The 22205-nt window shown below is 71.5% G+C and carries 18 protein-coding genes; 11 read left to right on the top strand and 7 right to left on the bottom strand.

Annotation, left to right across the window (positions count from 1 at the left end):
* Nucleotides 1–101 precede the first annotated feature (101 nt).
* The gene (locus tag BJ981_RS07140; RefSeq protein ID WP_184609143.1) at nucleotides 102–554 is read left to right on the top strand and encodes a hypothetical protein; all 453 of its coding nucleotides are present in this window, start codon (nucleotides 102–104) and stop codon (nucleotides 552–554) included.
* A 54-nt stretch (nucleotides 555–608) separates the two neighbouring features.
* Here BJ981_RS07140 and BJ981_RS07135 read toward each other — a convergent pair whose 3' ends face one another.
* Nucleotides 609–1544: a DUF5996 family protein gene (locus tag BJ981_RS07135; protein ID WP_184609141.1), complete on the bottom strand. Its 936-nt coding sequence runs from the start codon at nucleotides 1542–1544 to the stop codon at nucleotides 609–611.
* A 227-nt stretch (nucleotides 1545–1771) separates the two neighbouring features.
* On the opposite strand from BJ981_RS07135, the gene BJ981_RS07130 reads away from it, so the two are divergent.
* The 3 genes from BJ981_RS07130 (at nucleotide 1772) to BJ981_RS07120 (ending at nucleotide 3615) form a co-directional block, all read left to right on the top strand.
* Nucleotides 1772–2218: a DoxX family protein gene (locus BJ981_RS07130; protein ID WP_184609139.1), complete on the top strand. Its 447-nt coding sequence runs from the start codon at nucleotides 1772–1774 to the stop codon at nucleotides 2216–2218.
* A 135-nt stretch (nucleotides 2219–2353) separates the two neighbouring features.
* Nucleotides 2354–2962, top strand: a complete 609-nt coding sequence (locus BJ981_RS07125; RefSeq protein ID WP_184609137.1) for an RNA polymerase sigma factor — start codon at nucleotides 2354–2356, stop codon at nucleotides 2960–2962.
* Nucleotides 2959–3615, top strand: a complete 657-nt coding sequence (locus tag BJ981_RS07120) for a hypothetical protein (protein WP_184609136.1) — start codon at nucleotides 2959–2961, stop codon at nucleotides 3613–3615. The genes BJ981_RS07125 and BJ981_RS07120 overlap by 4 nt, the downstream gene beginning before the upstream one ends.
* A 10-nt stretch (nucleotides 3616–3625) precedes the next feature.
* Here BJ981_RS07120 and BJ981_RS07115 read toward each other — a convergent pair whose 3' ends face one another.
* A complete protein-coding gene (locus tag BJ981_RS07115; RefSeq protein ID WP_221314667.1) occupies nucleotides 3626–5143 on the bottom strand; it encodes an MDR family MFS transporter in 1518 nt (505 codons plus the stop codon).
* A 320-nt stretch (nucleotides 5144–5463) separates the two neighbouring features.
* On the opposite strand from BJ981_RS07115, the gene BJ981_RS39060 reads away from it, so the two are divergent.
* Nucleotides 5464–6672 carry a cytochrome P450 gene (locus tag BJ981_RS39060; protein WP_184609134.1) on the top strand — a complete coding sequence of 403 codons (1209 nt, stop codon included), beginning with the start codon at nucleotides 5464–5466 and terminating at the stop codon, nucleotides 6670–6672.
* A gap of 115 nt (nucleotides 6673–6787) precedes the next feature.
* Here the strand turns inward: BJ981_RS39060 and BJ981_RS07105 are convergent, their stop codons facing one another.
* The 3 genes from BJ981_RS07105 to wecB form a co-directional block, all read right to left on the bottom strand.
* Nucleotides 6788–7897, bottom strand: a complete 1110-nt coding sequence (locus BJ981_RS07105; RefSeq protein WP_184609132.1) for a glycoside hydrolase family 19 protein — start codon at nucleotides 7895–7897, stop codon at nucleotides 6788–6790.
* A gap of 210 nt (nucleotides 7898–8107) precedes the next feature.
* Entirely contained in the window at nucleotides 8108–10186 is a 2079-nt protein-coding gene (locus tag BJ981_RS07100) for a glycosyltransferase family protein (protein WP_184609131.1), read from the bottom strand.
* Between the two features lie 132 nt (nucleotides 10187–10318).
* The gene (gene wecB, locus BJ981_RS07095; protein ID WP_184609129.1) at nucleotides 10319–11455 is read right to left on the bottom strand and encodes a non-hydrolyzing UDP-N-acetylglucosamine 2-epimerase; all 1137 of its coding nucleotides are present in this window, start codon (nucleotides 11453–11455) and stop codon (nucleotides 10319–10321) included.
* A 75-nt stretch (nucleotides 11456–11530) separates the two neighbouring features.
* Between wecB and BJ981_RS07090 the strand changes: the two genes are divergently transcribed.
* From BJ981_RS07090 to hisC, 6 genes are all read left to right on the top strand, one after another.
* On the top strand, nucleotides 11531–13192 hold the full coding sequence (locus BJ981_RS07090) for a glycosyltransferase family 4 protein (RefSeq protein ID WP_239139316.1): 1662 nt from the start codon (nucleotides 11531–11533) through the stop codon (nucleotides 13190–13192).
* Between the two features lie 129 nt (nucleotides 13193–13321).
* The gene (locus tag BJ981_RS07085) at nucleotides 13322–14587 is read left to right on the top strand and encodes a nucleotide sugar dehydrogenase (protein WP_184609126.1); all 1266 of its coding nucleotides are present in this window, start codon (nucleotides 13322–13324) and stop codon (nucleotides 14585–14587) included.
* A gap of 17 nt (nucleotides 14588–14604) precedes the next feature.
* Nucleotides 14605–15699 carry a glycosyltransferase gene (locus BJ981_RS07080; RefSeq protein WP_184609121.1) on the top strand — a complete coding sequence of 365 codons (1095 nt, stop codon included), beginning with the start codon at nucleotides 14605–14607 and terminating at the stop codon, nucleotides 15697–15699.
* A 42-nt stretch (nucleotides 15700–15741) separates the two neighbouring features.
* Nucleotides 15742–17550, top strand: a complete 1809-nt coding sequence (locus BJ981_RS07075; protein WP_184609119.1) for a DUF4434 domain-containing protein — start codon at nucleotides 15742–15744, stop codon at nucleotides 17548–17550.
* Nucleotides 17551–17589: 39 nt separating this feature from the next.
* The gene (locus BJ981_RS07070) at nucleotides 17590–18252 is read left to right on the top strand and encodes an NUDIX hydrolase (protein WP_184609117.1); all 663 of its coding nucleotides are present in this window, start codon (nucleotides 17590–17592) and stop codon (nucleotides 18250–18252) included.
* An 84-nt stretch (nucleotides 18253–18336) separates the two neighbouring features.
* On the top strand, nucleotides 18337–19395 hold the full coding sequence (hisC, locus tag BJ981_RS07065) for a histidinol-phosphate transaminase (protein WP_184609115.1): 1059 nt from the start codon (nucleotides 18337–18339) through the stop codon (nucleotides 19393–19395).
* On the opposite strand, the gene BJ981_RS07060 is transcribed toward hisC, so the two are convergent.
* Together BJ981_RS07060 and BJ981_RS07055 are read right to left on the bottom strand one after the other, a co-directional pair.
* Nucleotides 19382–20320 carry an EamA family transporter gene (locus BJ981_RS07060; protein WP_184609114.1) on the bottom strand — a complete coding sequence of 313 codons (939 nt, stop codon included), beginning with the start codon at nucleotides 20318–20320 and terminating at the stop codon, nucleotides 19382–19384. The two genes, hisC and BJ981_RS07060, sit on opposite strands and share 14 nt — an antisense overlap.
* A 532-nt stretch (nucleotides 20321–20852) precedes the next feature.
* Nucleotides 20853–22100: a GTP cyclohydrolase IIa gene (locus BJ981_RS07055; protein WP_184615749.1), complete on the bottom strand. Its 1248-nt coding sequence runs from the start codon at nucleotides 22098–22100 to the stop codon at nucleotides 20853–20855.
* Nucleotides 22101–22205: the final 105 nt, after the last annotated feature.

Genomic DNA, 22205 nt, shown 5'->3' with positions numbered 1-22205 from the left:
GGGGCACTGGATTTGATTGGGTTCCGTCGTCTCTTCCCGGCCGCGGCGTGGCCGGGAAGAGACGGGCAGCGTCCCCTGATGAAAGGAACCCGATGTCCCGCATGCCCGCACGCACGGCGGTCCTCGCCGTGGCCGGCGTTCTCGCCCTGACGCCGTTCCTGACGCCCGCGGCGACGGCCGCGACCTCCCAGGCCCACGACGGCCCCGGCCAGGCCGCCTCCGCCCGCTGCGGCGACCGCCTCCGCGCGTGGGTCGACCGCGGGGACGCCCGGTACGCGGGCAAGGTGAACGCGACCTCCGACGGCGGCGCCGCCGAGGTGACCGTCACCTTCGAGGGGCCCGAGGTCGTCCTGCGGCTGGCCAGGAAGTCCGCGCCCCCGCAGTCCTACCGCTTCGCCTCCGGCGCGGCCGCCATCACCTTCGGGGAGAGGTCCGGCGTCTACGTCGAGCTCGACCAGCCGCGTTGCGACCGCGGTGAGGTCGGCGCCGCCCACATCGCCATCGACGTCGCCGGCCTGGTCCAGCTCGAAGGCCGCGTCGAGCGCACGGGCTGACCCTCCGCGAACCCTGGCGCCCTCTCCTGTCCCGGGAGAGGGCGCGGCCATGCGTCAGCCGCTCAGCACGGGGTCGGTGACACCGCCGGGGCAGGCCAGCCGGGCGGCGTCCCACCCCGCCCGCCGCGCCCCGGCCAGGTAGGCGCTCTCGTAGAAGTCCAGCACGGCCACGCGCGGGTACGGCGTGGCGCGGGCGTCGGCGTAGCGCAGCACGGCGAGGTGGCTGCCGCGCTGCTCCACCCACCGCGCCGCGTCCGGGCGCAGCGGCTCCTCGGCCAGCCCCTCCGGCTCGGGGGCCGTGTAGGAGTAGAAGGCGGGCTCGGGGAAGTCGTCGTCGCCGAACCAGAACCCCGAGCTGATCACCTCCCGCGAGTACGCCTCGCGGGTCACCGGGTCGGTCTCGGGCGGCTGGTCGATCTCCCGCGCGGAGAACCGCGTGCAGGCGATGTCGAAGGTGTGCCAGAAGTGGTGGACCGGGCTGACCTTGCCGGAGAAGCCGGCCGCGAACTCCTCCAGCACCAGGTTCACCTGGCTGAGCACCTGCCAGTACCTGGTCGCCATGACCGGGTCGTAGGCCGCGTGCTCGACGTCCTCGGCGAACGGCCGCCGCGCGTCCGGCAGGTCGAACGGATGGGGGATCTCGATCTCGACACGCACCCCCAGCTCCTCCAGCGTCCGCATGGTCTCGGCGTAGAACGCCGCCACCGACTTCCCGTACAGCGGGAAGGACACCTCCCGGCCGTCGACGGTCGCCACCCGCAGTTGGTGGCCGACGAAGTCGAAGTCGATGGTGAAGATCGGGTTCCCGTCCACCTGTCCCATGGGCCGCGTGGTCAGCCCTCGCCCCGTCAGGTGGAACGGCGCGTTCCACCAGTGGTTGCGCCGCACCCCCGCCGCCAGCCGCACCTTGCCCACGACCTGCGCGAACCGGTGCAGGGTCTCCTTGGTGGCCCGCCACTCGTCCAACGGCATCGCCGGAAACAGCTCCATGAGATGACCGTTCCCCGCTCCCGGCCGTGGGTGCGGGCGACGGGGAAGTCTGTGGACGGTTTTGGCCGGTCGCGGCGACGTCCGCTACCCGGGCCCGGGGGGCCGCGGGAGTGATCCAGATGCTTGCGCCGTAGATATATGCAATCGTCAACTACTTAGGCTTGAAATCATATACGATCTCAGTATCATCGGCCCGGTCAGCCCGCTGAACACCTCGCGGAGGGTCAATGAACCTCAACCGACGCTATCCATACCTGTCCCATCTCGGTCTCCTCCTGCTGCGCCTGGCTCTGGGCGTCATCTTCGTCGCCCACGGGTGGCAGAAGCTCAGCACCATGGGCCACTCGGCCACCGTCGCCATGTTCGAGCAGATGAACGCGCCGCTGCCCACCGTCTCGGCGGTGTACGCCACCTGGGTCGAGCTCCTCGGTGGACTGGCCCTCATCGTCGGCCTCGGCCTTCCGATCGCGGGCCTGCTGCTGTTCCTCGACATGGCGGGCGCGTTCCTGTTCGTCCACGTCGGCCACGGCGTCTTCGTGACCGACGGCGGGTTCGAGCTCGTGCTCGCGCTCGGCGCGGGCAGCCTGGCCCTCGCCCTGCTGGGCGGCGGCCGCTATGGCGTCGACGGACTCCTCTCGGCCCGTCGATCCGGCCGCACGGAGGTCACCGCCTGACCGGTCCACGCCGGCTTCCCGTACCTCGGACGGCCGCGGGGGGTCGTCCTCCGGGAAGCCGGCGTGGCGCTCGACTTCGCATCCCCGTCGCCCAGGCAACGGCGGGGAAGCTGCGGACAGTGTCTAAATGTGGATATGTCGATACGTGCCCGAATACGTGATGGAGACGCCGAGGCGTTCGCCGAGCTTTTCGACGAGCTGGCGCGCCCGGTGTACGGCCACGCGTACCGGTTGACGGGGAATTGGTCCACCGCCGAGGACGTGATGGCGCTGACGTTCCTCGAAGCGTGGCGGCTACGGCTCAAGATCGACGCCGAGGGCGGCTCGCTGCGGCCATGGGTGCTGGGCATCGCCACCAACGTGGCGCGCAACGTGCGCAGGGCCGCCCGCCGGCACGACGACGCGCTGGCCAGGATGCCCGCCGCCGCTCCCGTCCCCGACTTCGCCGACGAGATCGCCGCCCGCATCGACGCCGCCGAGCGGCTGGCCGCCGTCCGGGAGGCGTACGGGTCGCTGCGCCGCGGCGAACGCGAGGTCTTCGCGTTGTGCGTGTGGTCCGGGCTCGACCACGCCGAGGCCGCCGAGGCGCTGGGCGTGGCCGTCGGCACGGTCAGGTCCCGCCTGTCCCGTGCGCGGGGAAGGCTCGAGAGTTTGGCCGCCGAGCGGCAACGGCCGTCCGCGTCGCGACAGGAAGAAGGTGACCGCGACATCGCGGTCCGGTCCCCGAAGGAGCGCCACCGATGAACGCAGGCGATCGCGAAGAGCTGGCCCGGCTGCTGCCGCTCGACGTGGAACCTCGGCTCCCCGGCGACCGGCACCGGCTGCTGAAGGAGTTCGTGATGACCGAAGCCCGCAGGTCCGACCATCCGCTGCGGCGGGCGCGCCGCCCCGCGCTGCTCGCCACCGCGCTGGCGGCGGCCGCCGCGGCGGTGGTCGCCGTGCCCGCCCTGCTCGGCGGGGGCGCACCGGCCAACGCCGTGTCCAGGAACGACGACGGGACGCTCACCATCAGCGTCAACCAGGCCAAGGACCCCAAAGTGCTGGAGGCCACGCTGCGGGACATGGGCGTCAACGCGGTCGTCGACTACATCCCGATGGGCAAGCGCTGCACGCCGCAGCCCCGCAGCGAGCACTTCCTGTCGCGCGAGGAGGTCAGGAACCCGGCGGACGGGCACCCGCTGGTCGTGTGGCCGCCCGAGACCGACTATCCCGCGGTGTTCCGCATCGATCCCACGGCGGTCAAGCCCGGCCAGACCGCGGTGCTGGAGTTCAGCGTCTCGGAGGACGAGACGATGGCGGGCATCTGGGCCGGTCTCTCCACCGGACCGGTGGCGCCGTGCACGCTGAAGGACAGCGACGAGGCGCCGCTCGGCCCGCCCCCGGGCCGGGACGGCTGACGGCCCCGGCTCAGTCGAAGCTGAGCTCCTCGGCGCGGCGAGGAAGGAGGACCAGCGCGCCCACGGCGAGGACGGCGACCACGACCACGGCGAGGAACACGTGGTGGGAGGCGTCGTACAGGGCCTGGCGCACGTAGGCCGCGGCGCCGGGGCTCGTGCCCGAGCCCTGGCTGCCGAGCACGAGGGCCGTCGCGTCCAGGCTGTTCGGCATCTCGCCCGCGACGGCGGCGGGCGGGTGGGAGAAGCGGTCGTTCAGGGTGCCGTTGGAGATCGCGCCGAGGACGGCCGCGCCCACCGAGCTGCCGATGGAGCGGCAGAACATGTTGGTCGCGGTGACGACGCCGCGCCGTTCCCAGCCGACCGACGACTGGACGGCGACGATGGCCGGGCTCGACAGCAGGCCGAGCCCGGCGCCGACGATGAAGCAGGCCACCGCGACCTGCCACAAGGGCGCCCGTGAGCCGAGCAGCGCGCACAGGACCGCGCCCGCGAGGGCCAGTCCGCCGCCGATGAACGCGGTGTCGCGGAAGCCGATGCGCATGTAGAGGCGTCCGGAGAACGTCGCGGCCAGGGGCCAGCCGACGCTCAGCGCGGCCAGCACGAACCCGGCGACCAGCGCGCCCGTGCCGAGGACGCCCTGGGCGAAGGTCGGCACGTACGAGCTGAGGCCGATCATCAGGGCGCCGATGCACAGGCCGACGAGGTTGCCGCCGACCAGCGTGCGCCTGCGGAACACCCACAGCGGGAGGATCGGCTCCGCGGCCCGGCGTTCGACCAGCAGGAACGCGGCGATGAACAGGATCCCCGCCGCGAAGATGACGAGGCTCGGCGCCGAGGTCCAGCTCCAGGCGACGTCGCCTTCCAGCAGGCCCAGGATCAGCAGGGACGACCCGGCGGTGAGCAGCGTCGCGCCGAGGTAGTCGACGCGGTGGCTGCTGCGCTCGACCCGCTCCTTGAAGCGGGTGGCGAGCGCCCAGACGGCGACGGCGCCGAGCGGCAGGTTGATGAAGAAGATCCAGCGCCAGTTCACGTACTCGGAGAACACGCCGCCGAGCGTGGGCCCGATCACCGCGGAGACGCCCCAGACGCTGGCCACGTACCCCTGCACGCGGGCGCGTTCCTCCAGCGAGTACAGGTCGCCGACCATGGTGACGCTCATCGGCTGGATGGCGCCCGCGCCGATGCCCTGGATGGCGCGGAACGCGATGAGCGCGGGCATGCTCCAGGCGAACCCGCACAGCGCCGACCCGAGCAGGAAGGCCGCGATGCCGAAGAACATCACCGGCTTGCGCCCGAAGGTGTCGGCGAGCTTGCCGTACAGCGGCACGGTGACGGCCTGGGTGAGCAGGTAGATCGAGAACAGCCAGGGGAACTGGGAGAACCCGCCGAGGTCGCTGACCATGGAGGGGACCGCCGTGGCGATGATCGTGCTGTCGATCGCGACGAGCCCGGTGCACAGCATGATCGCCGCGAGCACGGGCCCGCGATCGGATCTGAGGCCGACGCTCCGGGATGTGGTGGTCGTCACGTGCAAGGTCCCCCTACCCGCTCGGCGTCGACATCAGGGCGGGCACGTGCTGACGCAGGGCAGGCCCCACCGCATACACCGAACCACCACTACGTCATTTACATTCCCATCTGTCCCGACTATCGCATTGCGTGTGATCCGATGACTTTTGGGAGCCAACGACGGTGAAAAGGCAGGACCGCGCCGGGCGCGCGTGGACCACCGGCCGCGAAGCGGGGGTCACCACCACCTCCGGAGGGTGACACGAGGCATCCGGGATGTTAAGACCGAAAGAGCAAGATCAGACGACAGCCGCATCACCTGGAGAAACGGAGCCGTCCGTGACCACTGCCTCTCCAAGCGGCGTCACGCCGGTCGACCACCCGTTCGGCCAGGACGGCCTCTTCAAGAACCCGCTGTACCACCGGCTCCGGGAAACCGGCACAGGGGTCACCGACATCGTCCGGGCCAACGGCACCCACGCCAAACTGATCACCCGGTACGACGACGTGGTCGAGGTCATGCGGGACCAGCGCACCTTCTCCCGGCAGGCCGCCCTGGACGTCGACGAGGTCGACCTCGGAGGCACCCTGCTCGGCCTGGACGGCGAGGAACACGCCGCGGTCCGCGACGTCGTCAAGGGCGTGTTCACCCCGAACGCGGTGGGCCGGATGCGCCACACCATGGAGGAAAAGGCCCGCGCGCGGCTGCGGTCGATGACCGCCGCCGGCGACTCGGCCGACCTCATCGAGGCGTTCGCCCTGCCGTTCGCCCTGAACACGATCACCGACCTGCTGGGCCTGCCCACGGCGGACCGGCCGCGGTTCCGCCAGTGGGTGCAGCCGTTCCTGGCCACCAGCACCGCCACGCGGGAGGACGCGCACGCGGCCCGGGTCGCGCTGGCCGGGTACTTCGCGACGCTCATCGAACAGCGGCACCGGGAACCGGGTCCCGACCTGCTGTCCAGGATCGCGACGGCCGCCGGCTCCCTGCCTCCCGACCACCTGATCAAGCTGCCCATCGCGTTGCTCGTCGGCGGATGGGAAGCCGTCGCCACCTCCATCGCCACCTACACCGAGGTGCTGCTCACCCAGCCCTACGACGACCACGCCACGGCGTACGCCTACCTGACCGCGTACCCCGAGGCCGTCCCCGGAGCGGTCACCGAGATGGAACGCATGTTCTCCACCTCGGCCGCCGACGACATGCCGCGCCGGGTGCTGCGCGACGTCGTCCTGCCCAGCGGGGCCGTCCTGCGGCCCGGCGACGTGGTGATCCCGTCGCACGACGCCGCCAACCACGACCCCCGGGTGTTCTCCGACCCGCTCCGCATGGACTTCACCCGCGCGTCCCACCGGCACCTGAGCTTCGGCCACGGCGTCCACCACTGCATCGGCCGCCACCTCGGCCACATCGAACTCGTCACCGCGATGACCCTGCTGACCGGCGAACTCCCCGACCTGCGCCTCGCCGTGCCCGCCGACCGGATCCCCCGCAGATCCGACCACCTCATGAGCGGCCCGGCCAAGCTCCCGGTCCGCTGGACCTGACATCCGACACGTCTCGGCAGGGCCCCCGGCCCTGCCGGAACGCGAAGGGGCGCGGCCGGTGGGCCGCGCCCCTTCGGTCAGACGGCGTCCGTCAGGAGCCGTCGCGCCAGGTGGTTCAGCAGGACAGGTTGTTGCCGGGGGTGACGCCGAGGATGCCGGCGAAGCGGGTGTAGGCGTTGATCCGGCTCTGGACCTGGGCGGGGTTCCCGCCGTTGCACTCCAGGGCGCCGTTGATGCTGCGGATCGTCTCGCCGAAGCCCGCGCCGTTGACCATCGCGTTGTGCGCGGTCATCGTGCCGGGGCCGTTCTGCGTCATCCAGTACCAGATGCCGGTCTGCCAGGCGACGGAGGCGTCGGTCTGCACCAGGTTGGGGTTGCGGAGCAGGTCGATGCCGAGCGCGTCGCCCGCGGCCTTGTAGTTGAAGTTCCAGCTCAGCTGGATGGGGCCGCGGCCGTAGTACGCCGCCTGACCCGCCGGGCAGCCGTACGGCTGGGTCGCGTCGCAGTAGTGCGGGTAGTTCGCCGTGTTCTGCTCGACGATGTACACCAGCCCGCCGGTCTCGTGGTTGACGTTGGCCAGGAAGGCAGCCGCCTCCTGCTTCTTGACCGTGTCACTTCCCGTGTTGGCGAAGGCGGGGTAGGCGCGCAGCGCCGCCACGAGCCCGTTGTAGGTGTAGAACGGGTTCCGGCTCGGGAACATCTGGTTGAACTGCGCCTCGGTGACCACGAACGCGCCGGCGGGCCCGGTCGGGGTCGGCGTCGGCGTGGCCGTCGGGGTGGGACCCGTGCAGGTGTAGGGCTCCCAGTACCAGGTGCTGACCGTCGGGTCGTAGCCCGGGTTGTCGTGCGTGGCCCGGTAGTTGCGGCCGTTGGTGTACCTGACGATGTCGCCGGTGACGTAGGCGCGGCCCGCGACCCAGTTCGGGAAGAGGCACGAGTCGGTGGGACCGCTCGGCGTGGGCGTCGGGGTGGGGTTGCCACCGCCCGTGCAGGTGCCCTGGTCGGTCCAGACGGCCGCGGTACCGGGCTTCTCGTTCTGCGTCCACCACTTGGCCTGCCAGTTGTGGCTGTTGTAGGACGCGATCATCCCGCCGGTGTACACCTGCGAGGACGACCAGGGTGTGGCACACGCCGCCGCGGACGCCGGGGACGTCGGCAGGATCACTGCCAAAGCCCCCGCCACCGCCAGGGCGACGACGGTCACCACGATGCGCAGTCTCGACACTTGATCACTCCTTCATGCGCGGCGACGCGCCGCGCAAGATGAGAACAGGACTGATCCCGCGTCAGACCCCCCATACCTCCTCCGAGGTATCGATCCGCAGGACTGAGGCAAATCAACCGGAACATCTGACGAACGTCAAGATCTGACAAAGAGGACATGACGGGTTCGTCGCGGCCGGTCCGGTGCCGGGGCGCCGGCCGCGGGCTCGCCCTAGATCATCACGTGGGCGTCGGGGTGGCCCACGAAGCAGAACTGGGCGTTTCTGGTGAGCTTGTAGTCCTGCGCCTTCCAGGTGTGGGCCGAGGCGTCGGCGCCGCGCATGTAGACGAAGTTGAAGCGGTCCGCCGAGTAGATGCGGACGCCGTCCTCCTTCAGGCGCCGCACGAGCCGGGTGTCCTCGCCCGCGTTGACGGCCTCGAAGGCGTACGTCCGCATCAGGTCCGCCGTGGCGAGGATCGTCGCGCCCTGCACCAGGTGGGCGTAGCGGTGCTCCAGGCCGGGCAGCCGCATCACGGTCGTGTCGGTCGCGGGGAAATACGTGTAGTGGGCGCCCTTGCCGACCATCTCGGCGTCGGCGTAGTCGAACGCGCGCAGCAGGTCCGACAGGTAGTGGGCGCCGTAGAGGTTGTCGTCGTCCATCTTGGCGATGTAGTCGCCCTCGGCCTGGGCGATGCCGACGTTCAGCACCTCGCCGAGCGTGAGCGAGGCGGCGGCGGTGAGCACCTTGACGGCGGGCACCCCGGCGGCCAGCGCCTTGTCGCGGACCACCGCGGGGTCGATCTCCAGGCCGTGCAGGACGAGGATCAGCTCGAGGTCGCGGTGCCGCTGGCGCGCGACCTGCGCGATGGCGTGTTCGAGCTGGCCCGCGCGGTTGGTGGGCAGCACGACCGAGACGCTCCGGGATCGCACCCGCACCGGACGGCCGAGCGCGGCGAGGATCTGGTCCACGCGGTGGGAGAAGAGGTGCTTGTCGAAGACCTCGCGCATGGCGAGGTGGCTCTGCCGCGCGCGCAGCTCGGGGCTGTTGATGAGGTAGAGGGCCTGGTTGTAGGCCTCCTCCTGGGTGTGCGCGATGGGGATCAGCGGCCCGAAGGTCTCCTCGATGGCGCGCGACCAGCCCGACAGCACGGTGGTGGAGCAGGCGGACAGCTCGAACACCCGGCGGGCGCACATGGTGGGCGAGTCGATGACGGAGTTGACGTTCAGGAAGACCTTGTACATCTTGTACGCGGCCAGCATCTGCTCGTACGGCAGCTCGCCGACGATGTGCGGGCGGTACTCGGCGGGCCAGGCGTACTTGTCGCCGGCCTTCTCGTTGCGGGCGAAGATGTGCAGGCCGAGCTCCCGCGTCGGGGCGATCACGGTCTCCATCTGCTCGCGCCGCTCGGGGTGCTTGTCGCGGAAGTACATGCCCGCGAACACCACGTCGTAGGGACGGCCCTGCTTGGTCTGGATGGGGTTGTGCACGCGCGGCTGCGCCGCGAACTGCAGCACGTCCACCCGGTCGTGTCCCAATATTTCGCGATACTTCGGCAGCATGTCGCCGTCGCACGTGTAGACGAGGTCGAACAGCTTGGCCGTGTCGATGAAGAAGTCGAAGTTGGGCGGGTCCTCCTTGTTCCAGAAGACCGTGGGGATGCCCTGCTCCTTGCACCAGGCGAGGAGGTCGCGAAGCTCCTGCTTGGGGGCGTTCGTCCCGGTCATCTGGTAGCGCCAGCGGCCCTGGTTGCCGTGCCAGGCCGACTCGCAGAACAGGATGTCCGGGCGCTTGGCCGCGAAGATCTCCGGCCAGTCCTTGAGGCCGAACTCGATCTGGTCCCACTCGTACTTGAACGCCATCCGGGAGAAGTCGTCCAGGATGACGGCGACCTTCAGGTCCGGCCGGGCCACCGGGCCGTCCGGCCAGGCCAGGTTCGGGATCTTGACCTCGGGGGCGTGCGCGAGCACGGCGTCGATGGCCGCGGCGCTCGCGGTGACGGTCGCGGGGGCCTTGGGCGCCTTCTTGGGCTTCAGCGCCTTCGACAGGTCGCGGGGGAGCTTGACGAGCTTGGCGGGGCGCTTGGCGCCGGCCAGCGCCGTGCTCACCCGGTACGGGCGCTGCGCCTTGGTCGCCGAGAGCTGCCACTGGGCGTACTCGGCCCGCGCCTCGGCCGTGGCGAGCCTGCGCTCCAGGTCGCGGATGCGCTCCTCGTACCGCTCGACGACCTTGCGCTCCTCCGGCAGCCAGTTGGCCGCCCCGAGGCGCTGGAAACGCGGCTCGTCCGGGTTCACCTGGTCACTCTCGGCCATGGCCTGACTTGCCCCCTAGGTCCGAACTCCGCGTCATTCCCGGGCCTCGCGGTCCGTTGGCACGTGCCCGGGAATGTCCGATCGTACGACGTTCGCCGCGGGTAGATGGTTGTCTCCGGTCGAATGCCCGGATCAGGATGCGGCGGGCGAGACGCCCTGGGACGCGGGCGAGAGGTTGTCGCCGCGCAGCCACGCCTCGATCACGCGGGCGATGCGCGGCCCCGCCTTGCCGTCCCACAGCGGCGGCAGGTCGCCGCTCGGGGTCGCCGCGCCGTCGGCCAGCGCCTTGGAGGCCGCCGCGGGCAGCGTGGCCGGGGTGACCAGGCGGTTGGTGCCGTGCGTGATCGTGACGGGCCGCTCGGTGTTCGCGCGGACGGTCAGGCAGGGGACGCCCAGCATGGTCGTCTCCTCCTGCACGCCGCCGGAGTCGGTGACGACCAGCGCCGCGCCGCGCACCAGCGAGAGGAACTCGACGTACCCGAGCGGGTCGATGATCGTGAGGTCGTCGCCGGTCACCAGGCCCGCCTCGGCGAGGCGGGTGCGCCCGCGCGGGTGCAGGGGAACCACGATCGGCACCTGCTCGCCCACCGCGAGGACGGCCTCGACCAGCTCGCGGGCCGCCTCCGGGTCGTCCACGTTGGCCGGGCGGTGCAGGGTGGCGACGGCGTACCGCTCGGGCAGGCCGAGCCGCGCCTTCACCGGCGCCGGGTCCAGCAGCGGCAGCGCCGAGAAGAGGCTGTCGATCATGGGGTTGCCGACCAGGTGGACCCTGCTCGCCGCGATCCCCTCGTCGGCGAGGTGGGAGAGCCCGTCCGGGCTGGTCACCAGCAGGATGTCGGCGAGCGCGTCGGTGACGACCCGGTTGACCTCCTCGGGCATCTCGCGGTCGAAGGACCGCAGCCCCGCCTCGACGTGCGCCGTGGGCACGTGCAGCTTGGCGCAGACCAGGATCGCCGCCAGCGTGGAGTTGACGTCCCCGTACACCACGACCAGGTCGGGGGAGTGCTCCAGCACGACCTCCTCCAGGCCGACGAGCAGCGCGGCCGTCTGGCGCGCGTGGCTGCCGGAGCCGACGCCGAGGTTGGCGATCGGCTCGGGGAGGCCGAGATCGGCGAAGAAGACGTCCGACATCAGGGCGTCGTAGTGCTGACCGGTGTGGACGATGCCCTGCCGGATCCCGAGCTCGGCGAGGCCGCGCACGACGGGCGCCGCCTTGACGAAGTTGGGACGAGCGCCCAGCACATGCAAAACGAGGGGATTTTCCCTCATTGACCTCGCCTTTCAGCCGGATACAGGTCAACTATGCCCAGGTGGGCCAAGCGTTGCCTATGGTACGGTCGCCGCGTGGTTTCCGAGGCCAGCCGGCCCGAGAAGGTATCCCCCAAGTCGGCTCGCGCCGGCCTGCGCGGCTTCCTCAAGGGCTTCGTCCGCAATCCGGTCATCGTCTCCCGTGTCCTGGTCACCAGGGTCAAGTCCGACCCCATGCGTGTGGCCCAGGCCGCGGCCGAGGCCATGCCGCCGAGCCTGCGTCCCGCCGTCGGCCGGGTCGCCTGGCCGGTGGCCCGCGTCGTCAAGGTCACGGCCCGCAAGATCGCGCGCCGCATGGCCGACGGCCCGCTGGAGGCGGCCAAGGAGGAGTTCGAGAAGGGCCGCATGACCAAGGCCGTCGAGGTCCTGCGCCCGCACGCCCGCTGGCCGTTCATCCGCCGCCGCATCGCCTACTACGAGGGCGAGAAGGCCGCGATCAGCCCGAACCCGATCCCGCCCAAGTCCAAGGCGATCGTGGGCGAGCGCGTCGAGGGCCGCGTGCTGCACTGCGTCACCAACGCGCTGCCCTACACCCAGGCCGGGTACACCGTCCGCACCCACCGCATCGTCACCGCCCAGCGCGCCGCGGGCCTCGACCCGCACGTGGTGACGAGCTGGGGCTGGCCCATGCTGCAGGGGCACGCCGACGCCGAGCCGTACGAGGAGATCGACGGCGTCCCCTACCACCGCCTGCTGCCGAGCGGCGAGGTCCCCTTCGAGAGCCGCGGCCGCATGATCCGCGGCGCCGGCGAGGTGACCGAGCTGGTCAGGACGCTGCGGCCCCAGGTCCTGCACGCCGCGACCGACCACCGCAACGGCTCGGTGGCGCTGGCCGCGCGCGAGCGCACCGGCACGCCGTTCGTCTACGAGGTGCGCGGGTTCCTGGAGGAGACCTGGGCCTCGCGCGACGCCGCCAGGGTCGGCAGCGAGCGGCACCTGCTGCAGCGCGACCGCGAGGCGCACATCATGCGCTCGGCGGACGCGGTGGTGACGCTCGCCGAGACCATGGCCGTCGAGATCGTCGAGCGCGGCGTGCCGAGGGAGCGCATCTTCCTCGCCCCGAACGCCGTGGACGACACGCTGCTGACCGCCGACTACGACGGCGCCGCCTTCCGCGCCGCGTACGGCATCGCGCCGGGCGAGATCGTCGTGGGTTCGGTGTCCAGCATCGTCGGCTACGAGGGGTTCGCGACGCTGCTCTCGGCCGCCGCGCTGCTGCGCGACGGGGGCACGCCCGTGCGGGTCCTGATCGTGGGCGACGGCGCCGAGCGGCCCGCGCTGCTGGCGCAGGCCGAGAAGCTGCGCCTCGGCGACCTCGCCGTGCTGCCCGGCAGGGTCGGCCCCGAGGAGGCGCTCCAGGCGCAGGCGGCCATCGACATCTTCGTCTGCCCGCGCGACGACCTGCGCGTGACCCGGCTGGTCACCCCCCTGAAGCCCGTGGAGGCCATGGCGCTCGGCAAGCCGGTCGTGCTCAGCGACCTGCCGGCGCTGTCGGAGCTGGTCGGCTCGGACGGCGCGGGGCTGCTCGTGCCGCCGGGCGACCCGGCGGAGCTCGCCAAGGCTCTGGCCGGGCTGCGGGAGGACCCCGCGCGGCGGGCCGAGATGGGCGAGGCGGGCCGGGCGGAGGTGGCCGCGAAGCGCACGTGGGGCCGGGTGGCGGAGACCTACCGGGACCTCTATCGAACGCTTGCGCGGTGAACTACGTGTCATGAACGATTGGAATGTGGCACTTCGCCAGCCGTTCAAGCGCATTAGACGTGATCTGCGTGGACTTGAGATAGCCTTTGCCACCATGCAGCGTTGTTTCGGACTTCCTCAGGGCGTGTCGTGAGCGCATACGATCTCGCGGTCATCGGCCTGGGATACGTCGGCATGCCTTTGGCCAAGGAGGCCACGGCGGCCGGTCTGCGCGTGGTCGGCCTGGACGTCGACCCGCGCAAGGTCGACGCGCTCAACTCCGGCCACTCCTACATCGATGACCTGAGCGACCACGACCTGGACTCCATGCTGGCGGCCGGTTTCACCGCCACGCTGGACCAGGCGGTGCTGGCCGCCAGCGACACCATCGTCATCTGCGTCCCGACGCCCCTCGACGAGGACCACCGGCCGGACCTGTCGGCCGTGCGCGGCGCCGTCGGATCCGTCGGCCGGTACCTCCAGCGGGGCAGCCTGGTCGTGCTGGAGTCCACCACCTACCCCGGCACCACCGACGAGGTGGTCCGCCCGATCCTGGAGGACGCCTCCGGCCTGAGCGCCGGCGCGGACTTCCACCTGGCCTTCTCGCCGGAGCGCATCGACCCGGGCAACGCCAAGTACGGCCTGCGCAACACGCCGAAGGTCGTGGGCGGCTACACCCCGGAGTGCCGCGACCGCGCGGCCGGGTTCTACGCCCGGTTCATCGAGCAGGTCGTGACCGTCAGCGGCACCCGCGAGGCCGAGATGGCCAAGCTGCTGGAGAACACCTACCGGCACGTCAACATCGCGCTCGTCAACGAGATGGCGATCTTCTGCGACGAGCTGGGCGTGAACCTCTGGGAGTCCATCGAGGCGGCGGCGACCAAGCCGTTCGGCTTCCAGAAGTTCCTGCCGGGCCCGGGGGTCGGCGGCCACTGCATCCCGGTGGACCCGTCCTACCTGTCCCACGCGGTGCGCAAGCTCGGCTACCCGTTCCGGTTCGTCGAGCTGGCGCAGGAGATCAACGAGCGCATGCCGCAGTACGTGGTGGCCCGCGTCTCGCGCCTCCTGAACCGTGCCAAGAAGGCCGTCAACGGCTCGCGCGTGCTGCTGATGGGCGTCACCTACAAGCCCGACATCGCCGACGAGCGCGAGACGCCCGCCGTGCCGGTCGCCCGGGTGCTCCGCGAGCTCGGCGCCGAGCTCGTCTTCGCCGACCCCTACGTCAAGCGGTGGGCGGTCGACGGGGTCGAGGTCCCGCGCGTCGAGGACCTCGCGGAGGGCGTCGAGAACGCCGACGTCACCGTGCTGCTCCAGCAGCACTCCGCGTTCGACCTGGAAATGGTGGAGAAACGAGCACTTCTACTTCTCGACACCCGGGGCGTCCTCTCCGAGGGCGATCGCGTCGAGCGGCTCTGACGACGGAGGGTCGGCGCGTGCACGTGCTTGTCATGACGGTGGTCCACCACCCTGAGGACGCCCGGATCCTGCACAGGCAGATCCGCGCGCTCGTGGACGCCGGACATGACGTCACCTACGCCGCACCGTACTCCGCGCGCGGCGTCGTGCCGAGGTCGTGGGTGACCGGGGTGGACCTGCCGAGGGCCGCCGAGCGCAAGCGCCTGGCGGCCGTGCGGGCCGCGCGCAAGCTCTTCAAGAGCCTGCGCGGAAAGGTCGACCTGGCGCTGATCCACGACCCGGAGCTGCTGCTGGCGGTGGCGGGCGTGCGCAAGCGCCCGCCCGTGGTGTGGGACGTCCACGAGGACACCCCCGCCACGCTGTCGCTCAAGCCGTGGCTGCCGTCGTTCCTGCGTCCCCCGGTGCGGTTCCTCGCGCGGCTGCTCGAGGGCACCGCCGAGCGTCACCTGCACCTGCTGCTGGCCGAGACCGCGTACGCGGGCCGGTTCCACCAGGCGCACCTGGTCGTGCCGAACGAGACCTGGGTGCCCGACCACGTCAGCGAGCCGTCCGACGACCGCGTCGTGTACCTGGGCTGGCTGTCGGAGGCCCGGGGCGTGCGGGAGGCCGTCGAGGTGGGGCGGCTGCTCCAGGAGCACCGCGTCGCGGTGGAGCTGATCGGGTACGCCGATCCGCAGAGCCGGCCCATCCTTAACGAGGCCGTGGCCAAGGGCGTGCTGGAGTGGCGCGACTTCATGCCGAACGACGAGGCGCTGAAGCGGCTGGACGGCGCGCTCGCCGGACTGTCGCTGCTGCACGACGAGCCCAACTACCGGCACTCCATGCCGACCAAGATCGTCGAGTACATGGCGCACGGCATCCCCGTGATCACCACGCCGTCGCCCCGGGCCGTCGAGCTGGTGGAGCGGTACCAGAGCGGCCTGGTCGTGCCCTGGCGCGATCCCGAGGCCGTCGTGCGGGCCATCCTGAAGCTGCGCAACGACCCGGCCGCCCGCCGGGCCGCGGGGGCGCGCGGGTACGCCGCCGCCCGCGCCAACCACCACTGGCCGAACTCCGCCCGCCGGTTCGTCACCCAGCTCGAAACGTGGGCGGGGGCCGCGCCCCGGTCGTGATCTTTATCCGGGCCACATTAAAGAAACGGTAATGTCCTGAAGGTGCGCGGCCTCTTTCTGCTCTTGGGAGCGGTTCTGCTGACCGCCGTCGCGGCCATGATCCTCGTCATCCCCGACTCCTCCCGGGAGCCGTCGAGCGGCGCGCGCACCGCCGCGACGGGCTCGGCCCCCGGCAGCCCCACGCCGTCGACCAGCGTCTTCAGCGACCCCTGCGGAACGTTCGACACCACCAGCCCCACCCCGTACGCGGTGACCGGCTACTGGCTGGTGCCCACCTCCGACCACTGCACCTGGCGCAGCCAGCTCCAGGCCATCCACCGCGTCGGCGGCGACACCGTCGTGCGCCTGGGGTACGGGCTGTCGCCGCGCCCGGTGGACCAGGACGGCCGCGTGATGACCTCCGACGGCGCCGCGCCCGACCCCCGCTACACCCGGTGCGTGGAGAACGGCATGACCTGCGCGCAGGCCGCCGAGTCGGCGCTCAAGGCCGCCAACCCCGGCAACCGGATCACCTGGACCTACGTCTACCGCACCGACGAGGCGTACGGCCCCGGGCTGTTCCGCTGCCCGCAGATGGAGCACACGATCCCGATCGGCGACCAGGTGTACTACCGGGTCATCGCCCCCGACGACGGCTCGGACGACCCGACCTGCGACTTCACCTCCCGCGGGCGCGGCTACCACCTCGTGCTGATCGAGGCCGCCGCGCAGGACAGCCTCACCGAGATCCTCGACCTCGCCGACCGCTTCGCGATGAAGGTCTTCCCCGCCCTGCCGGTGGCCCCGCGCGACCGCCTGGAGAGCACCAAGGCCGACCCCCGGCACATCGGGACGCTGACCACGCTGACCCGGCGCATCCTGCAGGACTACGGCGACCGCTTCCGGGACCGCGCCTCGCTCGGCGGGGTGTACCAGCCGTTCGAGCTCCAGCTCAGGGAATGGCCGGACCCGGCCAAGGTGCCGACGTTGCAGGTGTACGCCCAGCAGCACGACATCGTCCAGCAGGAGCTGCCCGGCAAGCCGATCCTGGTCAGCCCGTACCTCGACGCGCGCAAGGGCAAGGCGTTCACCGCCACGCCCGCGCAGGTCAAGGAGGGCTTCAAGGCGCTGGCCCGCACAGGGGTCGGCATCATCGCCCCGCAGGACAGCCGGGGCACCGGCAAGGTCGGCCTGTACTGGCCCAACCTCAAGGGGCAGGCCGTGGACGACCGCCTCAAACCGGTCGTGGGCGACACCTCCTACGGCGACGCCTACCACGGCTCCACGCGCGACTACTACCGCGTGATGGCCGAGGCGCTGGCCGAGCTGCGCACCGAGGGGGACGAGGTGCAGCTCTGGGCCAACGTGGAGGCGTTCGAGCCTGAGGGCGACGGCGCCTGCGAGGCGGGCGGCAAGCGGGGCGTCACCGACAAGAAGCGCCTGGACGCGGCCGTCGCGTTCGCCGGGCCGTACGTCTCCAAGATCATCTCCTACAAGTGGAGCAGCTTCTTCACCTGCGGCTCGCCCACCCTGGCCGAGCAGGTGGAACGCGACTGGGACCGGCCCATCCCCATCCAGGTGGTGCCGGGCTCGCGGGGCATCCAGGGCGGGATCGAGATACGCGGCTACAACCTGGCCGGGGGCACCGTGACCCTGAGCTGGTTCGGCGCCGAGGAGCCGCGCACGGTGGACTCCGCGGAGGCCGGCTGGTCGGACCGGACCCCGATCCCCGGGCTGCCCGCCGGCGTCCAGCGGCTGTGGGTCCCGGTCGACTGGGAGTCCGTGCCCGCGGGCGCGTGGATCCGCGTCGACGTGACCTCCGAGGACGGGCGGCAGAGCAACGCGCCGGTGTACCTCAACCGCGAGACGTGACGGCTCCGGCACCCCGGGTCTCGGTGTAACGTGCGTGCCATGGTCCCGCGCATACCCGTCAGCGTGGATCTCGTCGTCCTCACCGTGCGCTGCCAGCAGCTGAGCGCTCTGGTCTGGCGGCGCGACCGCCCTCCCTACGAAGGCCGCTGGGCGCTGTCCGGCGGCTTCATCCAACTGGAGGAGGACCTGCCCGCCGCCGCGGCGCGCGTGCTCGCCGAGCGGGCCGGGCTGCCCGGGGCGCCCGTCCACCTGGAGCAGCTGCGGACGTACGGCTACCCCGACCGCGACCCGCGCCAGCGCGTCGTCAGCGTCGCCTACCTGGGCCTCGCGCCGGACCTGCCGGCCCCGACCGAGGCCCACATGAGCTGGCAGCCGGTGTCGTCCCTGCAGACCATGGCCTTCGACCACCGCAGGATCGTCCTGGACGGCATCGAGCGCGCCGGGGCCAAGCTGGAGTACACCTCGCTCGGCGCGGCGTTCTGCCCGGCGGAGTTCACGGTGGCCGACCTGCGCCGGGTCTACGAGATCGTCTGGGGGCGGGCCCTGGACCCGCGCAACTTCCACCGCAAGGTCACCAAGGCCGACGGCTTCCTGGTGCCCACGGGACGCACGACCACCCGGGACGGCGGCCGTCCGGCGATGCTGTACCGGCGGGGCCCGGCCGAGCTGCTGCACCCGCCGATGCTGCGGCTGGCGGGATGACCCGGGCCGCGGGCGGCTGACGCCCGAAATGTCGGGCGGGGGCGGGCCGTCCGCCGTCCCGGCAGCTCGTCGTAGGGTAAAGCCATGCCGCGTTTCCGCCCGATTCTCGATGCGTTGCCCGCCTACCGGGCGGGGAAGGCCGTGGTCTCCGCCGACGGCCGGTCCTTCAAACTGTCGTCCAACGAGTCGCCCTACGACCCGCTGCCGTCGGTGGTCGAGGCCATCGCCGCCGCGGCGCGCGAGATCCACCGCTATCCCGACCCGGGCTGCGCGCGCCTGACCGAGGCGCTGTCGGCGCGTCTCGGCGTGCCGCAGGAGCACATCGCGCTCGGCGCGGGGTCGGTCACGGTCGCCCAGCAGCTCTTCGAGACGGTGGGGGAGCCGGGCGCCGAGGTGATCTACGCCTGGCGCTCCTTCGAGGCGTACCCGCTGCTCGCCGACCTGGCGGGCGTCACCTCCGTCCGGGTCCCCCTGGTCGAGGAGACCCACGACCTGGAGGCGATGGCCGCCGCCGTCACCCCGGCCACCCGCATGGTCTTCGTGTGCAACCCCAACAACCCCACCGGTACGGTCAACCGGACCGCCGAGCTGACGGCGTTCCTCGACCGGGTGCCGGAGGACGTCCTCGTCGTCCTGGACGAGGCCTACCGCGAGTACGTGCGCGACGCCGACGTGCCCGACGGTCTCGGCCTGTACGGCGACCGGCCGAACGTCGCGGTGCTGCGCACGTTCTCCAAGGCCTACGGGCTCGCGGGCCTGCGCGTGGGCTACCTGGTCGCGCAGGAGCCTGTCGCCTCGGCCGTGCGCAAGACGACGGTGCCGTTCGCGGTCAACAGCATCGCGCAGGCGGCGGCGATCGCGTCGCTGGCCGCCGAGGACGAACTGCTCGAACGCGTCGAGACCGTGGTGAAGGAGCGCACCCGCGTGCGCGAGGCGCTGCTCGGCCAGGGCTGGGCGGTGCCGCCCACCGAGGCCAACTTCGTGTGGCTGCGCCTCGGCGAGCGCACCGCGGAGTTCGCCGAGCACTGCGCGGTGGACGGCGTCGCCGTGCGCCCGCTGGGCGAGGGGGCGCGCGTCTCCGTCGGCTCTCCCGAGGCCAATGACGCCTTCCTCGACGCCGCCGCGCGGTTCAGGACCGGCTGAGCTCGCTCTTCCCGGCCGGCGCCGCGTCCCCCGCGCGCCGGCCGCGCCGTTCCGTCGACACCACCAGGGCCACGCCGAGGACGATCACGGCGCCCGCGGCGAACATCTGCGCCGTCACGCTCTCGTCGAGCACGACCACGCCGAGGACCACCGCCACGACGGGGTTGACGTACGCGTACGTCGAGACCAGCGAGATGGGCGCGTTGCCGAGCAGCCACACGTACGAGGTGAAGCCGGCCAGCGAGCCGACGAGCACCAAATAGGTGAGCGCCACCCACGAGCCGGTGCCGACGGCTCCGACGTCGACGTGCTCGCCGAGCAGGGGGCTGACGGCGAGCATCACCACGCCGCCCACGAGCATCTCTACCGTGCTCGCGGTGAAAGGGTCCTTGGGCATGGGGAGGCGGCCGGACAGGAACGAGCCGACCGACCAGGCCAGCGCGCCGCAGAGGATGATCACGATGCCGGCGGCGGCGCCGGAGCCGCCGCCGGTCAGCGAGAGGCCGGCGACGCCGCAGAACCCGACGAGCACGCCGGTCACCGTGAGCGCGTGTGGGCGGTCGCGGACGGCCACGCGGAAGATGACCAGCCACAGCGGCACGGAGGCCACCAGGAGGGCCGCCAGGCCCGAGGAGATGTACTTCTCGGCCACCGACACCATGCCGTTGCCGGCCGTGAGCAGGAGGACGCCGACCACGGACGCGCCGAGGAACTCCGCGCGCGTCATGCGGAAGACGGCGCGGCCCCGGGTCAGCGCCAGCACGAGGCCGAGGATGAGGCCGGAGAGTACGAAGCGGACGCCGCCGCTCAGCATCGGGGGAATGGTCTCGATGGTGATCCGGATGCCGAGGTAGGTGGATCCCCACACGACGTAGACGATCGCGAGCGCGGCCCAGACCCTGATGTCACGAGTGTTCTGCCCCATGACTCATGACAATAACGGGCGGCCCCCGTCTGATTCATGCGGGTTTCGGACTACGCGTTGGAAGGGGGCCGCACTACCACAGGTTTGTCCACATGGGTGTGGATAACTGGCTTCGTCACGACACTCGGACATCACATTTTCGCATCTCGGTAGAGGAATGCGTCTTGTGCGGCTAACGCCGAGTTATCCACAGCCTGTGGATCGGCCGTCCCCGTCGGCTCCCGGGCAGGTCGGGCCGGGATACCGTCAATACTTTCGAAATCGCGACCGAAACGGCCGCGACGCGGGCACGCGAACGCCGGACACGCACCGTGACACGGGCACACGCACGCCGACCGTGACACGGGCGCGCGGAACCCGGGCACGGGCGGCGCCCGCGCCGGCGCGGCCCGTGCCCGGGCGACCTCGGAAGAGCTCGTCGCCCGTCCCCGCAGGGACGGGCCACGCCTGCCTTCGTGCCGAGCGGCCCGCCGTCCCCCTGACGGAGGGCCGCTCACGGGTCATCCGCCCCACACGGATGACCCGCCGAAAGCTAGCGCGGGCCGAGCTTCTCCACGATCAACCGGTAGAGCTGGCGCGGACGCCCCGGCTGTGGTGTGCGATTCGGCGGTAGCGGCCACGCGAGTCCCTCGTCAACCAACGTGCGCAGCAGCCGCCGGGCCGTGCGGGGAGTCACTCCGAGCATGCGCCCGGCGCTCTCCGCGTCCACGATCGTGTCGCCGCCTTCGAGCTTGGCGGCCAGCCGTGCGAGGACCTCCACGCCCTTCGGCCTGCCCTGTCCCGGCGCCTGAGGAGGCATCCGGGGCGCCGGCACGAGCGTGCGGCCCTCTCTGTCCACCGCGAAGCCCTGAGGCTGCTTGCCCGCCTGTGTGCGGGCCAGAGCGGCCCTCGCGTGGGTCTCCGCGTCGTGGGTCGTCCGGCCCATGCCCACGCCCACCTCGACCGCCAGGCCGAGCTCGTCGCGGATGCGCGCGGCGAAGGGCAGGACACGGAAGCCGTCGGTGGCGGCGGCCATCGAGCCGCGCGTCGCCGTGACCAGATAGCTGTGATCGTCGATCGCCCATACGGCGGCGTTCATGCGATTGGCCTCCTGCACCAGCAGACGATGCAGAGAAAGCCTCAGCTCGTCACGCCAGTACCGGGGTGCGGCCCGCCGTACGGGCTCGCGTAACGTCGGCACCTCGATGAGCACGACCGTGAGCTGCGACTCCTCCAGCCGGTGGTGCGCGCCGAGCAGCGCCGCGGTGTGCAGCGCCGAGCGGATCGCCGCGGAGGTGGGTCGCACCCGCACGGTCGGCACTCCCGCCGCGGTCAGCCGGTCCGCCACCGCGGGCAGGCAGGTGAGCGCACCGGTCGTGCTGCCCTGCCTGATCAGGCGCTCGTGGTAGGCCGCGACGGTTCCCGTCGCACCCGGCTCCTCACGTGTCTGCACTCCCGCCGTCGGAAGACCGAGGTCGGCGTAGGCCTCCTCGACGTCCGAGCGGGTGAGCAGGTCGACGCTGACCCTGCGCGGGTCGATGCGCTCGTCCAGTGCGGCCCGAGCCAGCGCCGCGGTGAGCGCGGGACCTCCGAGCTGCACGTACGTCGCGGGGATCGTCAGCACCCCCGAACGTCTGGCCAGCTCGTAGGGGACGGGGCTGGCGAACAGACACGCGTCCACCCCCGGTCCGAGCCGGACCACCTTGTCAGCGGCCTCCTGTTCGTCTCGGTATGCCGCGGCGACGAGCCGGCTGGGCACCGGCGCCGCCGCATGACCCATTAACATCACTCGCTCGACCAGGTCATGGGGTCCCACCACCCCAATCGTCAGGTCCGGGGCCGACGCGCCCACGCGCGACCCGCGAGGAGTTTCCTCGGTCCTCTCGACCAATGTTCGTCCCATCCC

This window comes from Sphaerisporangium krabiense, from assembly GCF_014200435.1.
Taxonomy (GTDB): Bacteria; Actinomycetota; Actinomycetes; order Streptosporangiales; family Streptosporangiaceae; genus Sphaerisporangium; species Sphaerisporangium krabiense.
Note: the sequence above shows the minus strand (reverse complement) of the source record. Positions and strands in the feature narration are given on the sequence as shown.